This window comes from Rathayibacter sp. AC182, assembly GCF_979253875.1.
In genome coordinates this window covers 418,513-441,777 of sequence record NZ_CEEDEK010000005.1, presented here as the reverse complement: position 1 = coordinate 441,777, position 23,265 = coordinate 418,513, and the positions used below count along the sequence as shown (strand labels likewise).

The window sequence follows — 23,265 nt, the reverse complement described above, 5'->3', positions numbered from 1 at the left end:
CGCGGCTGGCCCGACGGAGCCGGGCGGGCGTGCATCCGGCTCAGGGATCCTTCGTAGACTCGGGATCCGCTCCGGATGAACGCCGCGTCCTGAAGTGACGTACCTCCTCGACGGACCGACCGGTCCGCGATCGAGGAGGTGCCGATGGCATCCGCGGCACCACTGGCGCGACGACACGAGGAGCCCGCGATGACCCGGTCCTCCCGCGACCGCGATCGCGCGCCCGCCCCGGTCGCCCGACTCCGACCTGGACCGGCTTCGACCTCGCCGAGGCCTTCGACGCGCACGGCTCGGCCCTGCTCGGCTTCGCGGTGAACGCGCTGCGCGACCGCGGACTCGCCGAGGACTGCGTGCAGGAGACGTTCCTGAGGGCGTGGCGCTCGCAGGCGAGCTACTCGCCCGAGCGCGGCAGCCTGCGCACCTGGTTGTTCGCGATCGCGCGGAACGTCGTCGTCGACGTCCACCGCTCGATGCAGCGGCTGCCCCGCCTGGTCGCGGCGGACGTGCTCGAGGACGTCCCCGGCGACGAGCGCGACCCCTCGATCCGCTCGCGATGGCGGAGGCGCTCGCGCGGCTGTCGGAGCCGCACCGCGCCGTCGTGGTCGCGATCCACCTCCGCGGCGAGAGCTACTCCGAGCTGTCCGCGGCGACCGGGGTGCCGGTGGCGACCCTGCGCACCCGCGCCTTCTACGCGCTGCGGGCGCTCCGCGACCACCTCGCGGCGCCCGACGGCATCGATTCGACCGACCCGACCGACCAGGAGCGACCGGCGACAGGCACCGAGCAGTCCGGCGGACGCCGCGAGGAGCTGATCGCCGCGGCTTCGCGGGCGAGCTGTCCGCGGGCGAGGCGGCCGAGCTCGACCGCCTGCGGTCCGAGGACCCCGCGATCGATCGCGAGCTCGCCTCCTTCGGAGTCGTGCTCGAGGGCCTCGGAGCGATCGGCGGGTGGGAGGAGCCGGAGGCCCTGGCCGCGCTCCGCTCGCGGGTGCTCGGCCTCGCGGACCAGCCGCCGACGCGCGACCGCGTCCGCCGCGCGGCCCTCGCCGTGGGAGCGGCTGCGGCGTGCGTCGCGATCGGCGCCCTCGGCGCGACGGCGCTGCAGGGCACGGAGGAGCGACCCGTCGCGGGTCCGCCCGGGACGCTCGGCGCGGTCGAGACGATCGCCTTCGAGGAGTCGTCGGCGATCGATGTCGAGGGCTCCGTCATCGCCCACACCTGGGGCACCGAGACCGTGCTGCGCGCCTCCGGCTTCACCGCGGGGGAGAGCTTCGACCTCGTCCTGGTGACCGACTCGGGCGAGCGCCTGGCCTCGGGGTCGTTCCTCGGCAGCGCGGTCGAGATCGACTGCGAGATGAACGCGGCGGTGCTGCGCGAGTCGGTGGCCGCCGTCGAGATCGTCGCGACCGGCGGCGCTGTGGTGGCGAGCGCGGAGCTGCCCGTCGTCGAGAGCTGAGGGCGGCGCTCCGGGCCTGCAGAAGCGAGGCTCAGCGGGCGTTCCGCGCGAGATCCGTGGATCCTGAGCCGTTCAGCCTTCGTTGCGACGGCGTCCGCCGCGCGACGCCCACCGAGTGCCCGCCCAGAACGCGAGCACGAGCAGACCGAGGACGGCGAGCGCCGCGGCGACGAGCTGCTCCCAGCGCACGAGGAGCGTCCCCGGCGGCGGGAAGAGGCTGTCCGACAGCGGGGCGTAGGCGAACCAACCGAACGAGATCTCGCGCGGAGTCGCCAGCGCGACGACGACTCCGGCGGTCAGCAGCAGGACGCCGAGGGCGGGGACGAGGATCGCGGGCCTCCGACTCACCCCGGGCCCCACTTCTCGAGGAACTCCGCGGTGGTCGTCGTCTCGAGGTCGAGCCGCACCAGACCGAGCAGGTCGTGGGGATCGCCGATGTCGGCCGCGGTGCGGATGACGACGCCGCCCGTGTCCAGGCGGGTGACGACGAGATCGAACACGGTGATTACGCCGCCGCCCAGCGCGGCGTCGAGGAGTCCTCGGAGCCGGCCGCCACGGGTGTACTGCAGGTCCGCAGCCAGGTGATCGGCCGCGACCTCTGGCTCCTCGCCGTGCTCCGTCTCCACCCCTCGACGCTACCCCGGGTCGCTCGCGTAGGGTCCCCTGATGACCTCTCGACCTGTGCAGGCGTGGCGGGCCGCGACGGCCGGGCCGCGACTCCTGCTCGCCGCGAAGACCGCCGTCGCGGTCGGCCTCGCCTCGGGCGATCGCGCCGCACGTGCCCGGGGTGGCCGAGCAGTACCCCTACTACGCGCCGCTCGGGGCGCTCGTCAGCATGTACCCCACGCTGATGGGCTCGGCCCGCACCGGCCTGCAGACGCTCGCCGGGCTGGCGACCGGGATCGGTCTGGCCGCGCTGGTGGTCGCGACGGTCGGGCCGACCTGGTGGACGATCCCGCTGATCGTCGGGATCGGCGTGCTCGTCTCGGGCACGGGCTGGTTCGGCGCCGGCAAGGAGTACGTGCCGATGGCGGCGCTGTTCGTGCTGATCATCGGCGGGGCGCGGGCCGAGGACTACTCGCTCGGCTACCTGGTGCAGATGGCGGTCGGAGTCGTCGTCGGGCTGCTCGTGAACCTGGTCGTGGTGCCCGGGCTGACGAGCGAGGCGGCGTCGGCGCGCGTCGACGAGTTCCAGGAGCGGCTCGCGGGGGTGCTGCGCGACACGGCCGTCGCGCTCGCCGAGCCGTGGCCGCCCGAGCAGTCGTCGTGGGCGAGCACGGGGAAGGAGCTGGCCGCGACGTCGGAGGACGTGCGCGCCGCTCTGGTCGAGGCGGACGAGAGCCGCAAGGGCAACCCGCGCGCACTGCTGCACCGCCGCGACTCCGGCTCGGACCACGCCCGGCTGGCCGCGCTCGACACGATCCTCTTCCACGTGCGCGACCTGACGGCGGCGCTCGCCGACACGATGTGGGACCGGCCGGGCGCCCTGCGGTTCGACGCCGAGCTCACGCATCCGCTCGCCGAGGCCTGCCGGGCCGTCGGCGACGCGATCGACCGGCACGGCGACGAGACCCTGGAGGCGCACCGCCGGCTCGGCGAGGCGGTCCGCGCGGTCAGGATCCTCGTGCAGGCGGTCGACGAGCGCTCGGTGGCGGCGGGGAGCGCGCTCGGGCCCGGTGTGCTCGTCGCGCTGCACCTGCGGCGCATCGTGGTGCTGCTGGCGCACCGCGGGGACGAGGAGCCGAGCAGCTAGGGCCTGGCGAGCGCGAGCACGCCCGCGAGTCCCTCCGGGGTCCCGCTCCAGTGCCGGCGGATCGCGTCGGTGCCCGAGCGGCGGATCGCGAAGCGCAGCACGAGGGCGACGACGATCACGTCGTCGGCGATCCCCAGCACCGGGATCACGTCGGGGATCAGATCGATCGGGAGGAGCAGGTAGCCCAGCAGCCCGATCAGCGACCAGCGGACGGAGCGCGGAACGGTGCCGTCCCGGATGAGCGCGCGGAGCAGGCGCACGACGTCGGGGACGAGGCGCAGCGCCTCCCGCCAGTCGACCGAGCGGCCCATCCGCCTCTGCTGGATCCAGAGGACGGCGAGCAGGGCGCACCAGACCAGCGCGAGGCCGCCGAGCACGGCGAGGGCGACGCCCCACCAGCTGTCGGGCGTCACGGGTGCGGGTCTCGGTGCGGGTCATCCGGCCACCGTAGCCGCGCGGTCTGCGGGTGCTCGCGCGGTCTGCAGGTGCTCGCACGGTCTGCAGGTGATCCGCGCGGGAAGGCGCTCGCCGCCGGATCGAGCGGTGGGGTGGGCGGAGGATCCCCTGCAGATCGCACGGCGGAGCCCCGGCGGTGCGCCCGGGCGGGCCAGCGGCGGTGCTACTCCGCGTCGCCGTCGAGCCGGTCGCGGATCGAAGTCTGCACGTCGACGCGCTCCTTGTCGACGGAGTCGGTCACGGTCCGCATCTGCACGATCCGGTCGACGAGCACGCTCACGCGCTCGGTCGGCACGATGCGGGTGGTGAGGACCGGCTGCTCGGCGTGGAGCACGAGCGTGATCGGCGCGGGCGGCTCGGAGTCGTCGGCCTGGATGGGGGCGTCGAGCGGCTCGCGCTCGATCACGAGCTCTTCGCGGCGCAGCTGCACCGTGATCGTGCGCTCGTCGGTGACGACGACCTTGCGGATCCGCACCCTCTCGGTGGCGGTGCGGACGGTCGTCGCGCTGAGCCGCTCCTCCGAGCGGATCACGCTCACGCTGTCGTCCGGGGGAGGTCGGTCGAGGATCGGCTGTCGGGCACGGGGCTCCTCACGAGCGCAGGGGGTCGGGGTGCCGGCGGCGGGTGGGGGTCTCGCCGCCGGCGGGGTGGATCAGAGACCGTCGCGGTCGCGGCGCGTGGTGGTGCCGTCGTCGTCGACCTCGATCTCCTCGTGGCGGACGTCCTCGGTCACCTGCTGCTGCTCGGTGACCGTCTCGGTGCCGAGCGAGACGCGCTCGACGGGGACCGTCTCCTTCGCGGCGACGACGCGGTCCTCGGTGAGGACGACCTCGTGCTCCTCCTCGCTGAGGTCGGGTCCGGCGGTGGCCGAGTCGACGTTCGCGTCGGTGATCGGCTCGCGGACGACCCGGACCTCGTCGTGCGAGACGGGGACGGTGACGCTCTCGCGCTCGGTGACGATGTGCTTGCGCAGGCGGGCGCGGCCGGTGGTGACCTGCTCGGTGCCCACGTGCAGCTGCTCCTCGGAGCGGGTCATCGCGTCGTCGGTGGTCGGCCCGGAGGTGTCGCGTCCGACGTTCGTGTCGACTCCGGTGGTGCCGGTGCCGGTCGTGCCGTCGGTGTAGCCGGCCGAGCTGTCGACGTTGCCCGAGCCGGAGTAGGAGGCGGCGCCGGAGAGGTTGTAGTAGCGGTACAGCTCGGCCTCCTCCTCCTCGGTGAGGGCGCCGTCGGCGTCGATGCGCGGCGCGTCCTTGACGAAGGACTTGTCGTAGGAGACGGTCAGGCGGTCGCCGTCGAACGAGGCGCCCTCGAGTGGGACGAACGACTCCTTGGTGCCGAAGAGACCGGTGCGGACGGTGGCCCAGACGGGGGTTCCGGTGTCGTCGGCGAGATAGACCTGCTCGACGGAGCCGATCTTGTCGCCGTCCGATCCGTAGACGTTCGAGCCGTAGATGCTGTCGATAGCGGTGGTGTCGATCATGGGACTTCCTTGCTTCTCGAGTACCGGTTGGGGGCGGTCGAGGAGGGCCGGGGTGGCCGACCTCGCGTCCGACGCTAGGCACAATGGCCGTCGAGCGAACGCCCATTGACAGCGCGCGAGAGCAGGGGAGTATGCTCCCGCGCCTGCCCGTGGGGCGAGTGTCGCGGAGCGCAACCCTCTGGAGCGCGTCCGGCGAGCCGCGCACACTGTCCAGGAACGATCGCGGCGACGTGTCGACCGATCCCGTCGACCGATCCCGCCATCACCCGATACCGCCGTCCACCGATCCCGCCGTCAGGAGGACCCGATGCCCCTCTCCGTCGCCGACCGGCACCCCCGGATGAACGACGGGCCGGCTCCTCCGAGGTGGAGGGCCGGCCCGTCGGGGAGAGCGGACGCTACTTGAGCGTCACGGTCACGGGAGCGCTCGCCGTGGTGTTGCCCGTGGCGTCGGTCGCCCGGGCGGTCAGCGGAAGGTGCCCCGCATGCCTCCCGTGCTCGTGGTCAGCGACCAGGTCGACCCGGTGGTCCGGACGCCGTCGCCGACCTTGAGGCTGCCGATGTAGAACGCCACGCCGGTCACCTCGGTGTCGTCGGTGGCGCTGACGGTGGCGGTCGTCGTGCCGCTCAGGACGGCGCCGGGCAGCGGCGAGGTGATCGCGACGGTCGGCGCCGTGGTGTCGGCGACCGGTGCGGCGGGCTCGTCGGGCTCCTCCTCCTCGGCGGGCGCCTCGTTCCCGGGAGCGGTCGGCGAGGGCGTCGGCGTCGCGGTCGGGGCCTCGGTCGGCGTCCCGGTCGGAGTCGGCTCCGGGGTGATCTCGGGCGAGGGGGCCGGAGTGGGCTCGACGGTCGGCTCCGGGGTCGGCTCGGGAGTGCTCGGCTCCTCGATGTCGTCCCAGATCGCGGCGAGGTACGCCGTGGTGGGCGGCGTGCTCATCGCGTCGAGACCGGCGGCGGTCGTCGAGGAGAGGGTCGGGTCGACGGTGAAGCCGCCCGTCCTCGCCGTCTTGCCGGCCATGTTCGTGCGCGTGTTCACGACGCTGTCCCACACGGGCTGGAGGGAGCCGATGAGGGTCGAGTCGGAGGCGTCGACGTTGCCGCCGCCCGAGCCCTGGACGGCACTGAGGCTGCCCGGTCCGTTGATCGCCCCCGCGGCCCGGCGCCGCCCCGCAGGAAGGGGTAGCGCTGCACGGTGGTGCTGCCGCCGACGACGAGCGACTCCTCGAACGCGACGTTGCGCACTCCGCCGATGATGACGGCGCTGTTGTTCGAGCTGAACACGACGGTGTCGCGGAGGGTCACCTGGCCGGTCACTCCGCCGCCCTCGATCTGGAGGGTGTCGGTGTGGGGTCGCGCCGGGCTGGATCCGCCGTACAGCGCGTCGACGTAGTAGGACGGGGCGAGGTACGCGCCCTCGACCAGCACGTCGCTCATCACGTTGGGAGCGAAGGCCTTGATCTGGGCGGTGTCGCCGCTCTTCACCATGGACTGCGGCACGACGACCTCGATGAGCTCGACGTCGCGCACGGGGACGTTCGCGGAGGCGGCGAGGCCGATCCAGTTCTCGTTGATGCGCAGTCGGGCGAAGGAGGAGGGGTGGCGCCCTTCACATCGAGCGAGTCGATGTCGAAGCGCAGGAGCGTGATGCCGGTGACCGCCCGGAGGGCCCAGTCGCCGCCGGTGACCGACTGGAAGCCGTCGCGCGCCGTGACCAGCACCTTGGTGGCGCCGGTGTTGCGGTAGCCGCTGACCGCGGACAGGTCGGAGATGTGCCCGGGAGCGACCCCGATGACGGCTCCCGCCGCGATCTCGGCCGGCTTCAGGGCGTCGAGCGCCCGGCGGATCGCGGGGCCCGACGCGGCGACGTCGACGACCGTGAAGCCCTCGAACCCGGAGCGGATGTCGGGGGTGTCGGACGGGCAGTGCGTGCCGTCGGGCCCGAAGGCGGTCTCGGCGGCCGAGGCGGCCGGAGCGCTTCCTGGAGGGACAGACCCGTCACGGCGATCGTCACCGCGGCGGTGAGCGCCAGGGCCCGCAGCAGGGTGGTCTTCGCGCGACCCGCGGTGCCGAGGGAGAAGGCGTCCGCGCTCGGGACGGGCGGCGGCAGGGTGTTGGACGGGGTGGCTCTGGCCATGGGTGACTTCCGATCGGCTCGTGCTGCGGGGACGGGGCGCCCGGAGCACGTCGCGGCGGGCGCCTCGACACTCCACGGACCGGGCCCCTCCACAAGGGAGTGCCGCGGCTGCACGCGTCGCTGCGTTCCGGGCTGATGGTGCGGGGAGCAGCGGTGGTCGGAGCGCTGCTGCCGCCGCAGGAGGCCTCTGCGACGACGGTGCACGTCGCCTCGGCCGGACACGGCTGCAGCTGCTGGACGAGCGCTCCGCGGCTACAGCCGTGACGCTATCCGTCAAGGGGTTGTCTGCGGCCCGGATGAACGGAAGCTCCGCTGACCGGGCCCTCGAAGAAGGGTGGTGGTGGAGTGGGAACGCCCCCTGCCCGCCGATCGGGCGGAGAGGGGGGCGTCGACGTGCGTCAGCGCGGCTACTCGTTGACGGTGAAGCCCTGCGAGGCGCCGTAGGTCACGAGGTTCTCCTGCCACGCCTCGAGGCCGGCGTTGAGGTCGGTCCCGTTCGCGTAGGCCTGGCCGACGGTGTCCGGGAACACGCTGTTCGCGTAGACCTGGAAGGGCAGGTACTCGAAGCCCTCGACCACGTTCTCGGAGGCGTCGACGAGGACCTTGTTGATCTCCTGGCCGCCGAAGTACTCGGGGGTCGCGTTCAGGAACTCGTCGTCGTTCAGCTGAGCGGTGGTGGAGGGGAATCCGCCGCCGTCCAGGAACACGCCGATGCTCTCGTCGGAGTTGTTCAGCCAGCGGAGGAAGGCCGCCGCGAGGGCCGGGTCATCGGTCTGCTCGATGACCGACTGCGCGCTGCCGCCGTTCTCGGCGGTGGCCGCCGAGCCGTCGTAGCTGGGCAGCGGCGCGACGCGCCAGTCACCGGCTCCGTCGGGCACGGAGCCCTCGAGGATGCCGGGCATCCAGGCGCCGGTGATCAGCGTGGCGATCGTGCCGTTGCCCAGCGCCGTGAACCAGTCGTCCGACCAGGTCGGGATCGGCGAGAGCAGGCCGGGCTCGTGGAGCTCGTTCCACGTGTCGGCCCACTTCTTCGAGCCCTCGTCCTGCAGGTCGATGGTGACGTTCGTGCCGTCGGTCGTGAAGGGCTGCCCGCCCGCCTGCCAGATCAGCGGGTCGGCGAAGCCGGGGTCGCCGGCGTCGTTGGTGATGAACTTCGACGGGTCGGCGGCGGTGAGCTTCGCGGCCTCGGCGATGTACTCGTCCCAGGTGGTGGGCACGGCGAGGCCGTACTGGTCGAAGATCGCCTGGTTGTAGAGCATCACCATGGGGCCCGAGTCCTGCGGGAGGCCGTAGAGGCCGCCGTTGAGGTTGACGGCGCTCCACGTCGACGCGGTGTAGTCCTCCTCGAGGTCCGCGAGCCCGTAGGGCGTCAGGTCGAGCAGGCCGTCCGACAGGGCGAACTGCTGCATCGCGTAGTACTCGATCTGGGCGACGTCGGGGGCGCCCGAGCCGGCCTTGATCGCGTTCTGCAGCTTGGTGTACTCGTCCGTCGCGGTGCCGGCGTTGACGACCTCGACCTCGACGTTCGGGTACTCCTCCATGAAGGCGGCGGCCTGGTCGGCGCCGGTGGGCGTCCAGGTCCAGTAGGTGAGCTCGCCGCCGCGCTCGAGGGCGGCGTCGAGGTCGGCGGCCGACCCAGAGGAGGCGGATCCGGTTCCGGAGTCGGAGCTGCAGGAGACGAGGGACATCGCGGAGATGCCGGCGACGACGAGCCCGGCGAGCACGCGGCTCCGGGTGCCTCGGCGGAGTTCGAACATGGTGGTCCTTTCACTTCTTCGTGGTGGGGAGGGAGTGCTGTGCGGGAGGGTGGTGCAGGTGCGCGGGGCGGACCGGGGGTCAGCCCTTGACGCTTCCGGCGCTCAGGCCCGACTGCCAGAAGCGCTGGAGGAACAGGAAGATCACGACGATCGGGACGATCGTGATCAGGGAGCCGGTGATGACGAGGTTGTAGATCGGCTCGGCCGAGACGCCGCTGGCCTGCGAGCTCCACTGGTTCAGACCCACGGTGAGCGGGTACCAGGTCGGGTCGCTGAGCATGATCAGGGGCAGGAAGTAGTTGTTCCAGGTGGCGACCACCGAGAACAGCGCGACGGTCACGACTCCGGGGTCAACAGCTTCAGCGAGATGGTGAAGAACGTGCGCATCTCGGTCGCGCCGTCCAGCCGGGCGGCCTCGAGCAGCTCGGTCGGAACGGAGTCGATCGTGTAGACCCAGACCAGGTACAGCCCGAACGGCGTGATCAGCGACGGCAGGATGATCGCCCACGGCGTGTTCGTCAGGCCCAGCTGGCTGAAGAGCAGGAACGTCGGCACGGCCAGCGCGGTGCCCGGCACGGCGACCGCGCCCAGCACGACCGCGAAATAGGCCTTCTTGCCCGGGAACCGGAACTTCGCGAGACCGTAGCCGCCGAGGGTGGCGAGCAGAGTCGCTCCGCCCGCGCCGACGACCACGTAGAGCAGCGTGTTGCCGAGCCAGCGGAGGAAGATGCCGTCGTCGTAGGCGAACGTCGCGACGATGTTCTCGCCCAGCACGAAGCTGTCGCCGAAGCCGAGTCCGAAGGAGCTGAAGAGGTCGGCCTGCGTCTTCGACGCGTTGATGACGAGCCAGAGCAGCGGCACGAGCGCGTAGAGGAGGAACGCCAGCATGACGAGCGTCAGCGCGACGGACTTGCGGGGCCGGCTGATCGAGCCGGCGCGGCGGACCCGCGGGTTCAGGGTGCGGAGGGTGGTGCTCACTGGTCTTCCTTCCGGCTGCCGCGCAGCTGCACGACGTAGGCGATCGTGGCGGTGATGACGCCCATGACGATGGCGACCGTGGCCGCGGTGTTGAACTGCTGGCCGGCGAACGAGAGGTTGTAGGCGTACATGTTCGGAGTGAAGTAGGACGAGATCACGTTCTCGGCCAGCGGCTTCAGCACGTTGGGCTCGTTGAAGAGCTGGAAGCTGCCGATGATCGAGAAGATCGTCGCGATGACGATCGCGCCGCGGGCGGCGGGCAGCTTGATCGCGGTGATGACCTGGAAGCCCCGGGCCCCGTCGATCTCGGCGGCCTCGTAGAGCTCGGCGGGGATCGTCTTCAGGGCGGAGTAGAAGATCAGCATGTTGTAGCCGATGTACTCCCAGGTGACGATGTTGCCGATCGAGGCGAGGATCCACTGGCTCGAGAGCGGTCGCAGCACCTCGGCCCCGAGCAGGTCGTTGATGTTGGCCGTGAGCCCGAAGTTGTTGCCGTAGAGGAAGCCCCAGATCAGCACGGCGACGACGGCCGGCACCGCGTAGGGCAGGAAGATCACCATCCGGAACAGCCCCGACGCGTAGAGCCGCGCGCTGTCGATGGCGAGGGCCGCGATCAGCGAGAGGAGCAGCATGACCGGCACCTGCACGAGGAGCACGATTACGACCCGGACGAAGCCGTCCCAGAACTGCGGATCCGAGAGCACCGCGACGTAGTTGTCGAGGCCGACGAAGCTGTTGCCGCCGATGATCCGGTTCTGGAACAGGCTCAGCCAGAGCGCGTAGGCCAGCGGGGCGAGGAACACGAGCACGAACACGGCGGCGAACGGGCCGACGAACTGCCACCCGCGCCAGTCGCGCGTCGCACGCGCGGGTGTCGGAGGCGACTGCCGCCGCCGCGCGTCGGTCGTCCCGAGGCGCTCCATCATGGTGGTCATCGGCCGGTCTCCTCTGCCTCGGTGCGGAGCACCCGGACGTCCCAGGGCTCCAGGTCGACGCTCGTCCCGGCGTCGAGCTCCGCTCCGGAGAGCGCGTCGACCGCCGCTCGCCGCAGCGTCGCGGTGCGGGGGGTCCAGCCCCAGTTGAAGACGAAGGTGAACCGCGATCCGGAGGCGGTGCCCGAGGACACCGTCACCGCGCGGTCCTCCGCCGTGACGACGGCGTCGGGCTCCGGGAGTGCGAAGCGCACGACCTCCCGGGCGAGCTCCGGGTCCGGGATCGTCCCGACGACCGTGAGGTCGCCACGGCCGTAGCGCGCGGTGGTCACGGCCGGGAAGTCGCCGAACCGCGGGTGCTCGTAGGTCGCGAGCGTCACCGCCCCCGTCGAGCGGAGTCCGTCGATCCACAGGGTGGCGTGCGCCGCGGACGACAGCGGCAGGGCTGCGGAACCCGTCACGCGGACGGGCGTGCTCACGGTGCTGAACTCCTCGTAGCCGACCTGCGCCGGTCCCGCGAGGCGGGCGGGTGCCCGCTCGATGCGGGCTCGCGCCTCGTCGTCGCCGTAGGCGGTGCGCGGACCCAGGACGAGGTGCCCGCCTAGCGCGGCGTAGTCGCGCAGCAGCTCGAGGTCGTCGTCGGTGCAGACGTAGAGCGCGGCGGCGACGATCACGGGGAAGCGGCGCGCGAGCTCCGCGGCGCCGAGGTCGCGCGCCTGCTCGACGTGGAGGAAGCGCGACTGCCCGCCGGCGTCGACGATCCCCCGCGAGAAGGAGTCGACGATCCGCTCGTAGGACTCCTCGTCGGGCCGGCCGTCGCGCGAGAGCGGAGGCATGAACTGCAGCGCGTACCGGCTCGAGGTCGACCAGAGCACGGCGGCGTCCGCATCCGGGACGTAGCCCTCGAGCGCGTCGCCGAGGGCGGCGAGGTCGCGTCCGATCGTCGAGACCTCGGAGTAGACGCGGCCCGGGACGAGGCTGTGGGAGGACCCCGCCCCAGTAGGTCTCGGCGCCGAAGGGCAGCGTGTGCCAGTGCCAGTACTCGATCATCGCGGCGCCGCGCGAGACGAACGCGAGGGCCGACTGGCGCAGCTGGCCCGGGTAGGGCGGGAGGTTGTTGTCGGCCGTGTCGATCGCCTGCGCGTTCGTCTCGGTGACCAGGTAGCGCTGCTGGCGCGAGGCGTAGAGGCGGTCGGCCTGGCGGAGCAGGCCCGGGACTCCGGAGGTCGTCCAGTAGTTCGGGTGCTCGTGCTCGACCCCGATCTCGAGGTGGTCCTGCATGCCGTAGTAGGGGTTGCCGGCGGCGATGTCGAGCGCCTCGAACACCGCGCGCTCGTCGACGCCGCGGCGCGGGTACTGGAGGCAGGTGGTGACGAACTGGTCCTCGCGGGAGTACTCGCGGACGAGGCCGGCCTGCCACGAGATGAAGTCGGTCGTGACCGCCGACTGGTAGCGGCGCCACGCGAGGTCGTACTGCGGGAAGGTGTTGCCGTCGGGACGCCAGAGCTCGCTCCAGTCGTCGATGCGGTGGGACCAGTAGGTGAGGCCCCACTCGCGGTTCAGGGTCTCGACGTCGCCGTACTGCTCGCGGAGGCTGCGCACGAAGCCGGTGAACACGCCGTGGTTGTGCAACAGCTCCAGGCCCGGCTCGTTGTCGACCTGGTAGCCGATGATCGCGGGGTGCGAGGCGTAGCGGCCGATGATGCGGCGGATCACGCGCTCGGCGTGGAAGCGGAACGCGGGGTGCGAGTAGTCGACCTCCTGGCGGGCGCCCCAGGCGATGCGCTCGCCCGTGCGCCGCTCGCCGGCGATCTCGGGGTACGCGGTCTGCAGCCACGGCGGCACGGCATAGGTGGGGGTGCCGAGGATCACCCGGATGCCGCGCTCGTGGGCCTCGTTGAGCACCCGCTGCATCCACTCGAGCTCGAAGCGGCCGTCGCTGGGCTCCCACGTCGACCAGACGGACTCGCCCACCCGGATCACCGTGATGCCGGCCGCGACCATCAGGTCGAGGTCCTCGATCAGGCGGTCCGTGACGTGGTACTCGGGGTAGTAGGCGACGCCGAGCAGGATCTGCGGCGGGAGGGACTGCGGGGCGGCGGTCATGACGTGAAGCACTCCATCGTGGTGAACTGTTCTCGATAACAGTTGGCAGGAGCGATTGTGATCGACAACATTGGGAAAAGCAAGACCGAGCCGATGAGGACCCCATGACGAGCGACCCCGCGCCCACGACCGGCACGATCTACGACGTCGCCCGGGTGGCCGGCGTCTCGCACGCCTCGGTGAGCCGCTACATGCGCGGGCTCGACATGCGCGCCTCGACGAAGGAGAAGATCGAGGCCGCCCTGACGACCGTGCACTACCGGCCGAATCTCACGGCCCGTGCGCTCATCTCGGGCCGGTCGATGCGGATAGGTGCCCTGACGCACGCGGTGGACCAGGTCGGGCCGAACCGGATCATCCAGGCCGCGACGACGGCGGCCCGCGAGGCGGGGTACCTCCTGGACGTCGTGACCCTCGACATGGCCGACACCGCGGAGGTGCAGAGCGCACTCCAGCTGCTGACCCGGCACGATCTCGCGGGACTGCTGGCGTTCGCCTCGACGGACAGCGTGCGGGACGTGCTCGAGCACACCGGTTTCGGGGTGCCGGTGGTCATCGCCGCGGAGGCGGAGGCGGACGGGGAGGGGCCCGACTCCGGGATCGGAGCGCTCGTGGACCACCTCGTCGGGCTCGGGCACGAGGAGTTCGTGCACATCGCGGGCCCCGAGACCTGGTCGGCGGCGAGGAACCGGCTGCGCGCCGTGCACGCCGCTCTCGAGCGCCACGGTCTGCCGCCCGCGAGGATCCTGCACGGGGACTGGTCGGCGCGCTCGGGCCACGAGGCGGTCGCCGCCCTCGAGGACCTGCCGACGGCGATCCTCGCGGCCAACGACCAGATGGCCCTCGGTGCTCTGCACGCCCTCGACGCCCGCGGTGTCCGCGTGCCCGGCGACATCAGCGTGACCGGGGTCGACGACACTCCCGAGGCGGCGTACTTCACGCCCGCGCTGACCACCGTCCGGCTGGACTTCGACGCTCAGGGACGGGAGGCGCTCCGGGCGCTGCTGGCTCGGATCGACGACCCGGCCGCGGAGTTCGGCGCCGAGGGCCGCGCCCCACGCTGGTGCTCCGCTCCTCCTCCGGTCCGGCGCGACGGCGGGCGTGAGGGCCCGGGGTCGGTGGGGAGCGGGTCCGGAGGAGCGCCGCTGCACGAGCTCGGCGGCGAGCGTCACGTGCGGTGCGGCGACGGTCCCGTCGATCAGCGCGAGCAGTTCGGCCAGCGCCGAGCGGCCCTGGCCCGGGAAGTCGACGCGGAGCGTGGTCAGCGGGGGTCCGAAGTACGCGGCCTCGGGGATGTCGTCGACTCCGGTGACGCTGACGTCCTCGGGCACCCGCAGTCCGCGGTCCGCGAGGGCGAGGATCGCGCCGAGCGCCATCTGGTCGTTCGCCGCCACGATCGCGGTGGCGTGGACGTCCGGCAGAGCGCGGATGAGCTCGTAGCCGGAGCGCGCCGACCAGTCGCCCTCGAGGACGCCGGTCGAGTGCAGGCCGTGCTGCGCGACGGCGGCCTCGTAGGCCCTGCGGCGGTTGCGGGCGGCCGACCAGGCGGAGGGGCCTGCCAGGTGCAGGATCTCGCGGTGCCCGAGGTCGGCGAGGTGCGCGACGAGGGCCGGGAACCCTGGGTCGTCAGCTGCGACGGTGAGCGGGTCGCGTCGTCGTCCTCCTCGACGGCCAGGTGCGCCGGGACGCGGAAGCGGGTGGTGCGGAAGGCGCGCGTCATCTCGTCGGTCGACGCGAGGGCGAGCACTCCCGCGAGCTCGTGCTGCGTGACGAGGTCGAGCGCCTCCTCGATCGCGGTGGAGTCGCCCATGTCGAGCGAGACGATGTCGAGCACGTAGCCGGCCTCGCGGGCGGCGGTGCTCGCTCCCTGCAGGATCTTGCTCGGCCCGACCTGGTCGATCTCGTGGGTGAGGGCGCCGATGCGGTGCGAACGGCGGGCGCGCAGCGAGCGCGCGGTGAGGTTGGGTCGGTAGTCGAGCTCGGCCAGTGCCGCCTCGACGCGGGAGCGGGTGGCGGGACGGATGCCCTCGAAGCCCTGCAGGAAGCGGGTGACGGTCTGGTGCGAGACGCCTGCGACGCGGGCCACGTCGTAGATCGTCGCCTGGCGACCGGTCTCGCGTGCCGGTGCCGATTCCTCCGCCATGGACTTCCCCTCCGCCGCCGCCCCGCGGGCCGATGCCGAACCAGTGTGCCGCGAAGGCTTGCGCTCACCCGCGCTGTTGTCGATAACATCGACGAAAGCCCCGCGAAGTGATCGACAACATCGCGCGGCAGAGGGACTCAGGGGCGAGGACCGGGCCGGCGACGACTCGAGCTCCGCTTCGTCCGCCAGCCACGACCGAAGGAACGAGAACGATGAGGTTCACCACGAAGTCCCGGCGCTCCGGGATGCTGCTCGGAGCCGTGGCGGTCGCCGCCGCGCTGCTCGCGGGCCCGGCGATCACGGCCCAGGCGTACACGCCGCAGGGAGGCGTCGTCTACGAGCTCGGGAACGAGCCGTGCCTGAAGGGGCGCGGCAACTGCATCGTGTACCCGAAGTCGGTCCAGCTGCCGAGCGGGCGGATCGTCGCCGCGTTCGAGAAGGCGACCGTCGTCGACTACCCGGCACCGGACTCCATCGGCGGCGCGATCGGCGAGAAGATGCCGATCTACAAGAGCGACGACAACGGCGACACGTGGCAGCCGCTGACCGAGCTCGGCTCGCCCGCCGAGCTCTCGAGTGACCCGGCCATGGACAAGTACTCGAGCAACTGGACCAACCCCTACTTCTACGTCATGCCCGAGACCGTCGGGGACATCGCCGCCGGCACCCTCCTCCTGGCGACCGTCGTGTCGGGCGAGGACGAGTTCTACCGCGAGCAGAAGGCGGCGAACCCCGCGTGGGTGCCCGACAACGACGGCGACCGCCGCGATGTGTCGATCGCCCTCTACGCGAGCACCAACGAGGGCGCCGACTGGCGGTTCGTCAACATCGTCGCCGCGGGCGGCTGGCAGGGCGGCAGTGCCGGTGCCGGCGGCCGCAACGTCTCGCAGGCGAACGCCACGCGCCAGCAGGATCCCCTGTGGGAGCCGCACCTGCGCGTGCACCAGGGGAAGCTCCTCGCCTACTACTCGGACGAGAACGACTACCTCGACTACGACCGCGCGACGGGTGTGCCGATCGGCACCTCCGACAACGCGACGGGGCGCGACGACCAGAGCCAGATCCTCGCTCACAAGACGTGGGACGGCCGCTCGGCGTCCTGGAGCGCTCCCGTCGTGGACGTCTCGGGTCCGAGCTTCTCGTTCGACGGCCGGCAGCACATCGGATTCGCGCGCCCCGGCATGACCACCGTCGCTCCCACGAACGACGGCAAGTGGATCATGACCTTCGAGTACTTCGGCGGCGGCGACAACGTCCGGTACAAGATCGCGGACGATCCCGAGCGGTTCTTCGCCGACGGCGACCCGGACGGCACGGACATCAGCCAGCTCCCGGTCACCCCGGGCTCCAGGCCGCTGTCGACCGGCGGCAGCCCGGTGCTGATGCACCTGCCCGACGGGCGGATCGCCTACAACGCGGCCGGCAGCGGCAACGTCTGGGTGAACGACGGCGCGAGCTTCGGCCGCTGGACCGAGTACCAGACGCCCCTCGGCGGCGGCTACAGCCGCAACCTCCAGTACGACAGCGAGACGGGCCGCGTTCTCATCCTGCAGTCGGCCTGGGGCGGACCGACCGAGCAGCCGGTGATCCGTCACGCCGATGTCGACTTCGGCCGCTCGGCGGGCGAGTACTACCAGCTGGTCAACCGACGAACCGGGCAGGTGCTCGGAACGAACTCGAACACCACCGACGCCGTGATCGGCAACGGCGACCAGCCGGACGTGCGCGCGGAGGCGGCCGACTCCGCCGCGAACCCCGCCACCCAGCTCTGGCACCTCACCGCCAAGCCGGCCGGCGGCACGACCCTGCTCAACAAGGCGGGCGGGCGCGCGGCGACCGTGTGGACCGGCAATGCCACGACAGGCCAGAGGATCGGCCAGTGGATCGACGACCGCGCCGAGGGGCAGTGGAACATCGTGCAGGTCGACGGCACCCACGTCCGGCTCCAGTCGCGGCAGAACACGTCGCTGTTCCTCACGGCGGCCTCGGCAGGATCTCCGGCAACGCTCCAGGCCTCGGTCGCCGACCAGTCGCAGGAGTGGCGGCTCGTGCCCCAGGGGCAGCTCGCCGGCAACGCCCGGCTCGTGAACGCGAACAGCGGTCTCTGCGCCGACGTCCTCGGCGCGAGCCAGAGCGACCGGGCCGCCGTGAACCAGTGGACCTGCAACGGCGGCGCCAACCAGCAGTGGCGGGTTGTCCCGCGCGGGACGAACGTGGCGCTGGTGAACGCGAACAGCAGCAAGTGCCTCGAGGTCTACGGCTTCAGCACCCAGAACGGCGCCGCCGCCACGCAGTACTCCTGCAACGGCGGAGCCAACCAGCTCTGGACGCGCACCGTCGCCGCCGACGGGACCTCGACCTACCGGAACGCGCACAGCGGCCTCTGCCTCGAGGTGCAGAACCGCTCGACCGTCAGCGGTGCGGCCCTGAACCAGTGGACCTGCAACGGAGGGACCAACCAGCAGTGGCGCCCGTGATGCGGTGAGAGCAGCCGCGCCCGTTCGGGTCGGGCGCGGAAGGACGGCCGTCGGGTTCCCGGCGGCCGTCCTTCGTCGTCTGCGGGAGGCCGTGCGCTCAGCCGTCGATCGAGGCCATGTTGGCATCGTCGTGACGGGCGCCCGCGGCGGGCTCGAGCTCCTCGAGGCGGGTGATCTGCTCCGGAGTGAGCTCGACCGCGTCGGCCGCGGTGTTCTCCTCGACGCGAGCGACCCGACGGGTGCCCGGGATCGGTGCGATGTCGTCGCCGCGGGTGAGGATCCAGGCGAGCGCCGTCCGAGCGGGAGTCGCGCCGATCTCGGCTCCGATGGCCCTGACCTCGTCGGCCAGCGCGAGGTTGCGCTCGAAGTTCTCGCCGGTGAAGCGCGGGTTGGACTTCCTCCAGTCGCCGTCGGGGAGGTCGGCGGCCGAGCGCAGCTGCCCGGTGAGCAGCCCGTGGCCCAGCGGCGAGTAGGGGACGAAGCCGATGCCCAGCTCGCGCAGCAGCGGCAGGATCTCGTCCTCCACGTCCCGGGTCCACAGCGAGTACTCGGTCTGCAGCGCCGAGACGGGCTGCACGGCGTGCGCGCGGCGGATCGTCTCGGGCGAGGCCTCCGAGAGGCCGAAGTGCAGCACCTTGCCCTCGGCGATCAGCGCGGCGACGGCTCCCGCGGTCTCCTCGATCGGCGTGCTGCGGTCGACCCGGTGCTGGTAGTAGAGGTCGATGTGGTCCGTGCCCAGGCGCCGGAGGGATCCCTCGACGGCTGCGCGGACGTTGGCGGCGCTGCTGTCGATGGTGCCGGGGCCGCCGCCGGAGTGCGAGACGAGTCCGAACTTGGTGGCGACGACGACGTTGTCGCGGCGGCCGCGGAGGGCGCGGCCCACCAGCTCCTCGCTGTGGAACGGTCCGTAGATCTCGGCGGTGTCGATGTGGGTGACGCCGAGGTCGAGGGCGCGGTGGATCGTCCGGATCGACTCGCCGTCGTCGAGGCCGCCGCCGGTCGTGTAGGTGCCGGCCATGGTCATGGCGCCGAGGCCGATGCGGGAGACGCGGAGGCCTCCGAGGTGTGCGTTCTTCATGCTGTCGGGTCCGTTCGAGGTCAGGCCTGCGAGGTGGGCATGGCCCACAGCTCGGCGATGGAGGAGCGGCGGTTCCGGGTGACCATGTAGAGGATGCTCTCGGCGATGTCCTCGGGCTGGAGCCGCTCCGGGATCGCCTCCGCGTCGGAGGCGGCGAGCTGCTCCTGGATCTGATCGCTGTTCTGCGCGACCAGCTCGGTCGCCACGGCACCGGGCTGCAGCAGTCCGACGCGCACGTTCTTCTTCGTGACCTCCTGGCGCAGCGCCTCGCTGAAGCCGGACACGCCGAACTTCGTCATGGAGTACGCGGCGAAGTCGGCCCAGGCCTGTCGCCCGGCGATGGAGGAGATGTTGACGATGTCCGCGACACCGCGCAGGTCGTCCTCGGCAGCCGCCAGGAGGTGGGGGAGGGCCGCCTTCGTCGTGTAGAGCAGGCCGAGCTGGTTGATCGCGATCATCCGCTCCCACTCCTCGACGTCGGTGCCGGCGACGGGGCCCAGCAGCATGAGGCCGGCGTTGTTGACGAGCACGTCGAGGCGGCCGAAGCGCTCGACGACGGTCGCGATCGCGGCGTCGACCTGCGCGCGGTCGGCGATGTCTGCCGGGAGGGCGAGCGCGGTGCCGCCCAGGCCCTCGATCTCGGCGACGAGCTCGTCGAGGCGGTCCTTCCTCCGGGCCAGGACGGCGACCGAGGCGCCCTCCGCGGCGAGTGCGCGGGCGGTGGCGCGGCCGATTCCGCTGGAGGCGCCGGTGACGACGGCGACGGTTCCGGTGAGGGTGGAGGTCATGGGTGAGTCCTTCCTGTCGGTGCCGGCGTGCGGGGAGCGGGCCGGGACGGGGCCGGCTCCTGCCGACCGCCTCCACTCTCCGCCGGGCGCTCGAGAAGGTGGGAGTCCCTGCCGGAAGGGTCACCAGCGGGGCCCCTCTGACCGTCCGGGGCGCCCGTACGGTCGACGGCATGGACACTCCGATCCAGATCAGGGACTTCCTGGTCTCGCGCCGCACCCGGCTCTCGCCGGAGCAGGCGGGACTGCCGGACTTCGGCGGTCGACGGCGGGTCCTCGGTCTGCGCCGCGAGGAGGTCGCCCTCCTCGCCGGCCTGAGCGTCGAGTACTACCTCCGCCTCGAACGGGGCCGCGTCGGGCGGGTCTCGGAGGACGTCCTGGACGGACTCTGCCGGGCGCTGCAGCTGGACGACCCGGATCGGGACCGGCTCTTCGAGCTGGTCCGCACCGCCAACGGGGGCGAGCCGCCCCGGCGTCGTCGAGCGGCACCCCGACCCGTCGGTCTGCGGCCGCTGGTGCAGCAGCTGCTCGACGCGATGGGCGACGTGCCCGCGCTCGTGCAGAACGGACGCCTGGACGTGGTCGGCACCAACGCCCTGGGGGCCGCCCTGTTCTCGGCCGCCCTCGAGCGCCCCGGGCCGAATCTCGGACGCTTCGTCTTCCTCGACGAGCGCGCCCCGGTCTTCTTCCGCGACCGGGACCGGATCGCGCGGCAGTGCGCCGCTCTGCTGCGGGCGGAGGCCGACCGGCGTCCGTTCGACCGCTCGCTGACCGACCTGGTCGGCGAGCTCTCGACGCGCAGCGAGTGCTTCCGCCGGCTCTGGGCCTCCCGCGAGGTCGGCGAGCACGCCGCAGGGCCGACGCTGCTGCGCCACGCGGTGGTGGGCGACCTCGACCTCGACCGTGAGGTGCTGGAGCTCACGAGCGCTCGCGGGCTGCTCCTCGCCGCCTACTCCGCCGCCCCGGGCTCGCGGTCGGCCGAGAGCCTGCGGCTGCTGGCGAGCTGGGCCGCGGCCCCGGCGCCGGGCGAGCCGCTCTGACTCGGCGGGACGCGGTCGCCCGCACGCGGAGGGAGGGGAGCGAGCGTGTGAGGGGTCAGCGGCTGGCGGAGGCGCTGGTCGCCGTCAGGCTGCCGAGGAGCCGCAGAGCGTCGTCCGAGGCGCTGCCGGGCTCGGCGGTCCAGCCCAGGAGCAGCAGGCCCGGATCCCCGGTGAGCTGCAGCGCCTCGTAGCCGAGGTCGAGGTCGCCGACATCCGGGTGGCGCAGGCGCTTCGCCCCTGTGCCGTGCTCGTCGACGTCGTGCTGTGCCCAGAGGCCGCCGAATTCGACGCTCTCGGCCCGGAGCTCCTCGATCAGCGCGACCAGGACGCCGTCCCGCGGGGAGCGGCCGCTCTCGGCGCGCAGCAGCGAGACGATCTGCCTGGCGGAGTCGTCCCAGTCGCGGTAGAAGTCGCGCGCCCGGAGGTCCAGGAACAGGAATCGCGCGAAGTTCGCCGGCCGGCCCGGTCGGGCGTCCAGCCCCGTGAACAGCGCGCGCCCCAGCGCGTTGATCGCGACGACGTCCATCCGCCCGTTCTGCACCAGTGCCGGAACCCCCGTCATCGCGTCGAGGAGCCGCTGCACACCGGGTCCGACCCGCTGCTCGTGCGCCGGTGCGCGGCGCCGGGACGATCGGGCCCCTCCGTCGCGGCCCGCACGAGGTCGTCGAGGTGCCGTCGCTCGGCGGCGTCGAGCTGCAGCGCCCGGGCGATCCCGTCGAGGATCTCGACGGAGACGCCGAGCGCGTTCCCGCGCTCGAAGCGGACGTAGTACTCGACGCTCATCCCCGCGAGGAGGGCGACCTCCTCGCGGCGCAGCCCGGGAACGCGCCGCCGACCGCCGTAATCGGGGAGGCCGGCCTGCGCCGGCGTCAGTCGGGCGCGCCTCGTGGTGAGGAACTCGCGGATCTCGGCGGCGGCGTCCATGCCCTGACGCTACGGCAGGGCGTCGGTTCCAGGGGGACCCTGCTGGTGACCCTCACGAGCGGGTCTGTCTCGACCCGTCGCGCCCCTCGTTGACTGGCCTCAGCGCCCGGCCGACCCCCGGTCGGGCCCGCACGGAAGGACACACGAGCATGGCTGACACGAACGTCTGGTTCATCACCGGAGCAGGACGAGGACTGGGCGTCGATCTCGCCCGCGCCGCCCTCGCCGCAGGGCACGAGGTGGTCGCGACCGGTCGCGACGCCGACCGCGTGCGCACCGCGATCGGCGAGCACGAGAACCTCCTCGCAGTCGCCCTCGACATCACCGATCCCGCCGCCGCCGAGAAGGCCGTCGCGGCGGCCGTCGAGCGCTTCGGCCGCGTGGACGTGCTCGTCAACAACGCGGGCAACTTCTACGCCGGCTTCTTCGAGACCCTCAGCGACACCCAGATGCGCGCGCAGTTCGAGACGAACTTCTTCGGAGCCCTCTCGGTCACCCGCGCCGTCCTGCCCCTCCTCCGCGCACAGCGGTCGGGGCGGATCATCACGGTCACCTCGACCGCCGGCCTGGTCGGGGGCGGGTTCACCTCGGCGTACGCCGCCTCCAAGTTCGCGCTCGAGGGCTGGATGGAGTCCCTCCAGCCCGAGGTCGCGCAGTTCGGCGTCTCGACGATGTCCGTCGTGCCCGGCTTCTTCCGGACCGACCTGCTCGTGGAGGGGTCCTCGACGATCCACCCCGAGATCGCGATCGACGACTACGCGGAGGCGACCGAGCAGACCCTCGCCGCCTTCTCCGGCATGAACGGGCAGCAGCCCGGCGACCCCGCGAAGCTGGCGCGCGATCGTGACCCTCTCCGACTCCGGCGACCTCCCCCTGCGCTTCGTCGCGGGAGCGACGCGGCGGCGTCGATCGAGCAGAAGCAGGCCCTGGTCCAGCAGCAGATCGACGCGCACCGGGAGCTCTCCGAGTCGCTCTCGCACGACGCCTGATCCGGCGACTCCGCACGACGACCCGCATCACGAAGGACACCACCATGAGCACACCCTCGGCATCATCGGCTCCGGAGCGATCGGCGGCACGCTCGCGCGTCTCGCGATCTCCGCCGGCCTGGACGTCGTCCTCAGCAACTCCCGCGGGCCCGAGAGCCTCGCCGCACTCGTCGAGCAGCTCGGGCCCCGCGCTCGCGCGGCCACCGTGCGGGAGACGGCGGAGCAGGCCGACGTGGTGATCGCGGCGATCCCGCTCATCGCGCACACCGACCTGCCCGCCGACGCCCTCGCCGGCAGGATCGTGCTGGACACCACGAACTACTACCCGCAGCGCGACGGCCGGATCGCCGCGCTGGACGGCCGGGAGTCGACGGCCAGCGAGCTCGTCCAGGCGCACCTGGCCGACTCCTCCGTCGTGAAGGCGTTCAACAGCATCACCTTCGCGAGCCTCGGCAACGGAGCTCGCGCAGCGGGAGATCCCGAGCGCAGCACCCTGCCGATCGCGGGGAGGACGCCGCAGCGAAGGCGCGGGCCACGGAGATCCTCGATGCCCTCGGCTACGACGCGCTCGACACCGGCGGTCTCGCGGAGAGCTGGCGCAGCGAGCCCGGGACCCCGATCTACTGCGACCCGTACATGCCGGCCTGGCCGGCGGAGACGCTGCCGTTCGACGAGCTGCTCGCCTGGCTCCTCGCGGCGCCGGTCGTCCCGGTGTCGAGGAGCGCGCGGCCGAGCTGATCGCGAGCGCCGTCCGCGGCCCGGCGGGCGGGTACTTCCC

Annotated in this window: 22 protein-coding genes and 8 pseudogenes; 11 read left to right on the top strand and 19 right to left on the bottom strand. The window is 72.2% G+C overall.

Annotated features, from left to right (window positions below):
* The first annotated feature begins 138 nt into the window (after positions 1-138).
* From AC0CII_RS12665 to AC0CII_RS12650, 4 genes and pseudogenes are all read left to right on the top strand, one after another.
* The gene (locus AC0CII_RS12665; RefSeq protein WP_465229626.1) at positions 139-315 is read left to right on the top strand and encodes a hypothetical protein; all 177 of its coding nucleotides are present in this window, start codon (positions 139-141) and stop codon (positions 313-315) included.
* Positions 312-446, top strand: a pseudogene (locus tag AC0CII_RS12660) (RNA polymerase sigma factor); the annotation flags it as partial. The gene AC0CII_RS12665 and the pseudogene AC0CII_RS12660, both read left to right, overlap by 4 nt.
* A gap of 107 nt (positions 447-553) precedes the next feature.
* Positions 554-649: pseudogene (locus AC0CII_RS12655) on the top strand (RNA polymerase); the annotation flags it as partial.
* Between the two features lie 269 nt (positions 650-918).
* Complete coding sequence (locus tag AC0CII_RS12650) at positions 919-1,455, top strand: hypothetical protein (RefSeq protein ID WP_465231103.1); 537 nt, start codon at positions 919-921, stop codon at positions 1,453-1,455.
* Positions 1,456-1,527: 72 nt separating this feature from the next.
* Here AC0CII_RS12650 and AC0CII_RS12645 read toward each other — a convergent pair whose 3' ends face one another.
* Together AC0CII_RS12645 and AC0CII_RS12640 are read right to left on the bottom strand one after the other, a co-directional pair.
* Positions 1,528-1,803 (bottom strand): hypothetical protein, encoded by a 276-nt coding sequence (locus tag AC0CII_RS12645; RefSeq protein WP_465227508.1) that lies wholly within the window; start codon positions 1,801-1,803, stop codon positions 1,528-1,530.
* On the bottom strand, positions 1,800-2,081 hold the full coding sequence (locus tag AC0CII_RS12640; RefSeq protein WP_465227509.1) for a hypothetical protein: 282 nt from the start codon (positions 2,079-2,081) through the stop codon (positions 1,800-1,802). The genes AC0CII_RS12645 and AC0CII_RS12640 overlap by 4 nt, the downstream gene beginning before the upstream one ends.
* A gap of 152 nt (positions 2,082-2,233) precedes the next feature.
* On the opposite strand from AC0CII_RS12640, the gene AC0CII_RS12635 reads away from it, so the two are divergent.
* Positions 2,234-3,208: an aromatic acid exporter family protein gene (locus AC0CII_RS12635; protein WP_465229625.1), complete on the top strand. Its 975-nt coding sequence runs from the start codon at positions 2,234-2,236 to the stop codon at positions 3,206-3,208.
* Here the strand turns inward: AC0CII_RS12635 and AC0CII_RS12630 are convergent.
* The 6 genes from AC0CII_RS12630 to AC0CII_RS12605 form a co-directional block, all read right to left on the bottom strand.
* Positions 3,205-3,621, bottom strand: coding sequence for a YkvA family protein (locus tag AC0CII_RS12630; protein WP_465227511.1), 417 nt, complete (start codon positions 3,619-3,621; stop codon positions 3,205-3,207). The genes AC0CII_RS12635 and AC0CII_RS12630 overlap by 4 nt on opposite strands.
* A gap of 206 nt (positions 3,622-3,827) precedes the next feature.
* A complete protein-coding gene (locus tag AC0CII_RS12625) occupies positions 3,828-4,202 on the bottom strand; it encodes a YsnF/AvaK domain-containing protein (protein ID WP_465229624.1) in 375 nt (124 codons plus the stop codon).
* 114 nt (positions 4,203-4,316) lie between these two features.
* A complete protein-coding gene (locus tag AC0CII_RS12620; protein ID WP_465227513.1) occupies positions 4,317-5,144 on the bottom strand; it encodes a DUF2382 domain-containing protein in 828 nt (275 codons plus the stop codon).
* 466 nt (positions 5,145-5,610) lie between these two features.
* On the bottom strand, positions 5,611-6,180 hold the full coding sequence (locus AC0CII_RS12615; protein ID WP_465229623.1) for an Ig-like domain-containing protein: 570 nt from the start codon (positions 6,178-6,180) through the stop codon (positions 5,611-5,613).
* On the bottom strand, positions 6,177-6,671 hold the full coding sequence (locus AC0CII_RS12610; RefSeq protein ID WP_465229622.1) for a hypothetical protein: 495 nt from the start codon (positions 6,669-6,671) through the stop codon (positions 6,177-6,179). Before AC0CII_RS12610 ends, AC0CII_RS12615 begins: the two co-directional genes overlap by 4 nt.
* Positions 6,623-7,327 (bottom strand): hypothetical protein, encoded by a 705-nt coding sequence (locus tag AC0CII_RS12605; protein WP_465229621.1) that lies wholly within the window; start codon positions 7,325-7,327, stop codon positions 6,623-6,625. The genes AC0CII_RS12610 and AC0CII_RS12605 overlap by 49 nt, the downstream gene beginning before the upstream one ends.
* Before the next feature lie 50 nt (positions 7,328-7,377).
* Here AC0CII_RS12605 and AC0CII_RS12600 point away from each other — a divergent pair, with 50 nt between their 5' ends.
* The gene (locus AC0CII_RS12600; protein ID WP_465229620.1) at positions 7,378-7,542 is read left to right on the top strand and encodes a hypothetical protein; all 165 of its coding nucleotides are present in this window, start codon (positions 7,378-7,380) and stop codon (positions 7,540-7,542) included.
* A 143-nt stretch (positions 7,543-7,685) separates the two neighbouring features.
* Here AC0CII_RS12600 and AC0CII_RS12595 read toward each other — a convergent pair whose 3' ends face one another.
* From AC0CII_RS12595 to AC0CII_RS12575, 5 genes and pseudogenes are all read right to left on the bottom strand, one after another.
* A complete protein-coding gene (locus AC0CII_RS12595) occupies positions 7,686-9,035 on the bottom strand; it encodes an ABC transporter substrate-binding protein (RefSeq protein WP_465227515.1) in 1,350 nt (449 codons plus the stop codon).
* A gap of 79 nt (positions 9,036-9,114) precedes the next feature.
* Positions 9,115-9,923 (bottom strand): annotated as a pseudogene (locus AC0CII_RS12590) (carbohydrate ABC transporter permease).
* Positions 9,924-10,009: 86 nt separating this feature from the next.
* Positions 10,010-10,936 carry a carbohydrate ABC transporter permease gene (locus tag AC0CII_RS12585; protein ID WP_465230891.1) on the bottom strand — a complete coding sequence of 309 codons (927 nt, stop codon included), beginning with the start codon at positions 10,934-10,936 and terminating at the stop codon, positions 10,010-10,012.
* Between the two features lie 8 nt (positions 10,937-10,944).
* Positions 10,945-11,781 carry a beta-galactosidase trimerization domain-containing protein gene (locus AC0CII_RS12580; protein WP_465230890.1) on the bottom strand — a complete coding sequence of 279 codons (837 nt, stop codon included), beginning with the start codon at positions 11,779-11,781 and terminating at the stop codon, positions 10,945-10,947.
* A gap of 202 nt (positions 11,782-11,983) precedes the next feature.
* Positions 11,984-12,949: pseudogene (locus AC0CII_RS12575) on the bottom strand (beta-galactosidase); the annotation flags it as partial.
* A 206-nt stretch (positions 12,950-13,155) separates the two neighbouring features.
* Between AC0CII_RS12575 and AC0CII_RS12570 the strand changes: the two are divergent.
* Positions 13,156-14,070, top strand: a pseudogene (locus AC0CII_RS12570) (LacI family DNA-binding transcriptional regulator); the annotation flags it as partial.
* Positions 14,071-14,244: 174 nt separating this feature from the next.
* Here AC0CII_RS12570 and AC0CII_RS12565 read toward each other — a convergent pair.
* Together AC0CII_RS12565 and AC0CII_RS12560 are read right to left on the bottom strand one after the other, a co-directional pair.
* A pseudogene (locus AC0CII_RS12565) lies at positions 14,245-14,613 on the bottom strand (substrate-binding domain-containing protein); the annotation flags it as partial.
* Between the two features lie 410 nt (positions 14,614-15,023).
* A pseudogene (locus tag AC0CII_RS12560) lies at positions 15,024-15,194 on the bottom strand (LacI family DNA-binding transcriptional regulator); the annotation flags it as partial.
* Positions 15,195-15,406: 212 nt separating this feature from the next.
* Between AC0CII_RS12560 and AC0CII_RS12555 the strand changes: the two are divergent.
* A complete protein-coding gene (locus tag AC0CII_RS12555) occupies positions 15,407-17,671 on the top strand; it encodes an RICIN domain-containing protein (RefSeq protein ID WP_465227519.1) in 2,265 nt (754 codons plus the stop codon).
* A 97-nt stretch (positions 17,672-17,768) separates the two neighbouring features.
* On the opposite strand, the gene AC0CII_RS12550 is transcribed toward AC0CII_RS12555, so the two are convergent.
* Positions 17,769-18,749 (bottom strand): aldo/keto reductase, encoded by a 981-nt coding sequence (locus tag AC0CII_RS12550; RefSeq protein ID WP_465229619.1) that lies wholly within the window; start codon positions 18,747-18,749, stop codon positions 17,769-17,771.
* Positions 18,750-18,769: 20 nt separating this feature from the next.
* Entirely contained in the window at positions 18,770-19,537 is a 768-nt protein-coding gene (locus tag AC0CII_RS12545) for an SDR family oxidoreductase (protein WP_207407200.1), read from the bottom strand.
* A 170-nt stretch (positions 19,538-19,707) separates the two neighbouring features.
* Here AC0CII_RS12545 and AC0CII_RS12540 point away from each other — a divergent pair, with 170 nt between their 5' ends.
* Entirely contained in the window at positions 19,708-20,574 is an 867-nt protein-coding gene (locus tag AC0CII_RS12540) for a helix-turn-helix transcriptional regulator (protein WP_465229618.1), read from the top strand.
* A 55-nt stretch (positions 20,575-20,629) separates the two neighbouring features.
* On the opposite strand, the gene AC0CII_RS12535 is transcribed toward AC0CII_RS12540, so the two are convergent.
* Both AC0CII_RS12535 and AC0CII_RS12530 read right to left on the bottom strand, forming a co-directional pair.
* Entirely contained in the window at positions 20,630-21,157 is a 528-nt protein-coding gene (locus tag AC0CII_RS12535) for an MmyB family transcriptional regulator (RefSeq protein WP_465229617.1), read from the bottom strand.
* A complete protein-coding gene (locus tag AC0CII_RS12530; protein WP_465229616.1) occupies positions 21,133-21,498 on the bottom strand; it encodes a helix-turn-helix domain-containing protein in 366 nt (121 codons plus the stop codon). Before AC0CII_RS12530 ends, AC0CII_RS12535 begins: the two co-directional genes overlap by 25 nt.
* A 149-nt stretch (positions 21,499-21,647) precedes the next feature.
* Between AC0CII_RS12530 and AC0CII_RS12525 the strand changes: the two genes are divergently transcribed.
* Together AC0CII_RS12525 and AC0CII_RS12520 are read left to right on the top strand one after the other, a co-directional pair.
* Positions 21,648-22,487 (top strand): SDR family NAD(P)-dependent oxidoreductase, encoded by an 840-nt coding sequence (locus tag AC0CII_RS12525; RefSeq protein WP_465229615.1) that lies wholly within the window; start codon positions 21,648-21,650, stop codon positions 22,485-22,487.
* Positions 22,372-22,776: pseudogene (locus AC0CII_RS12520) on the top strand (NAD(P)-binding domain-containing protein); the annotation flags it as partial. The gene AC0CII_RS12525 and the pseudogene AC0CII_RS12520, both read left to right, overlap by 116 nt.
* Positions 22,777-23,265: the final 489 nt, after the last annotated feature.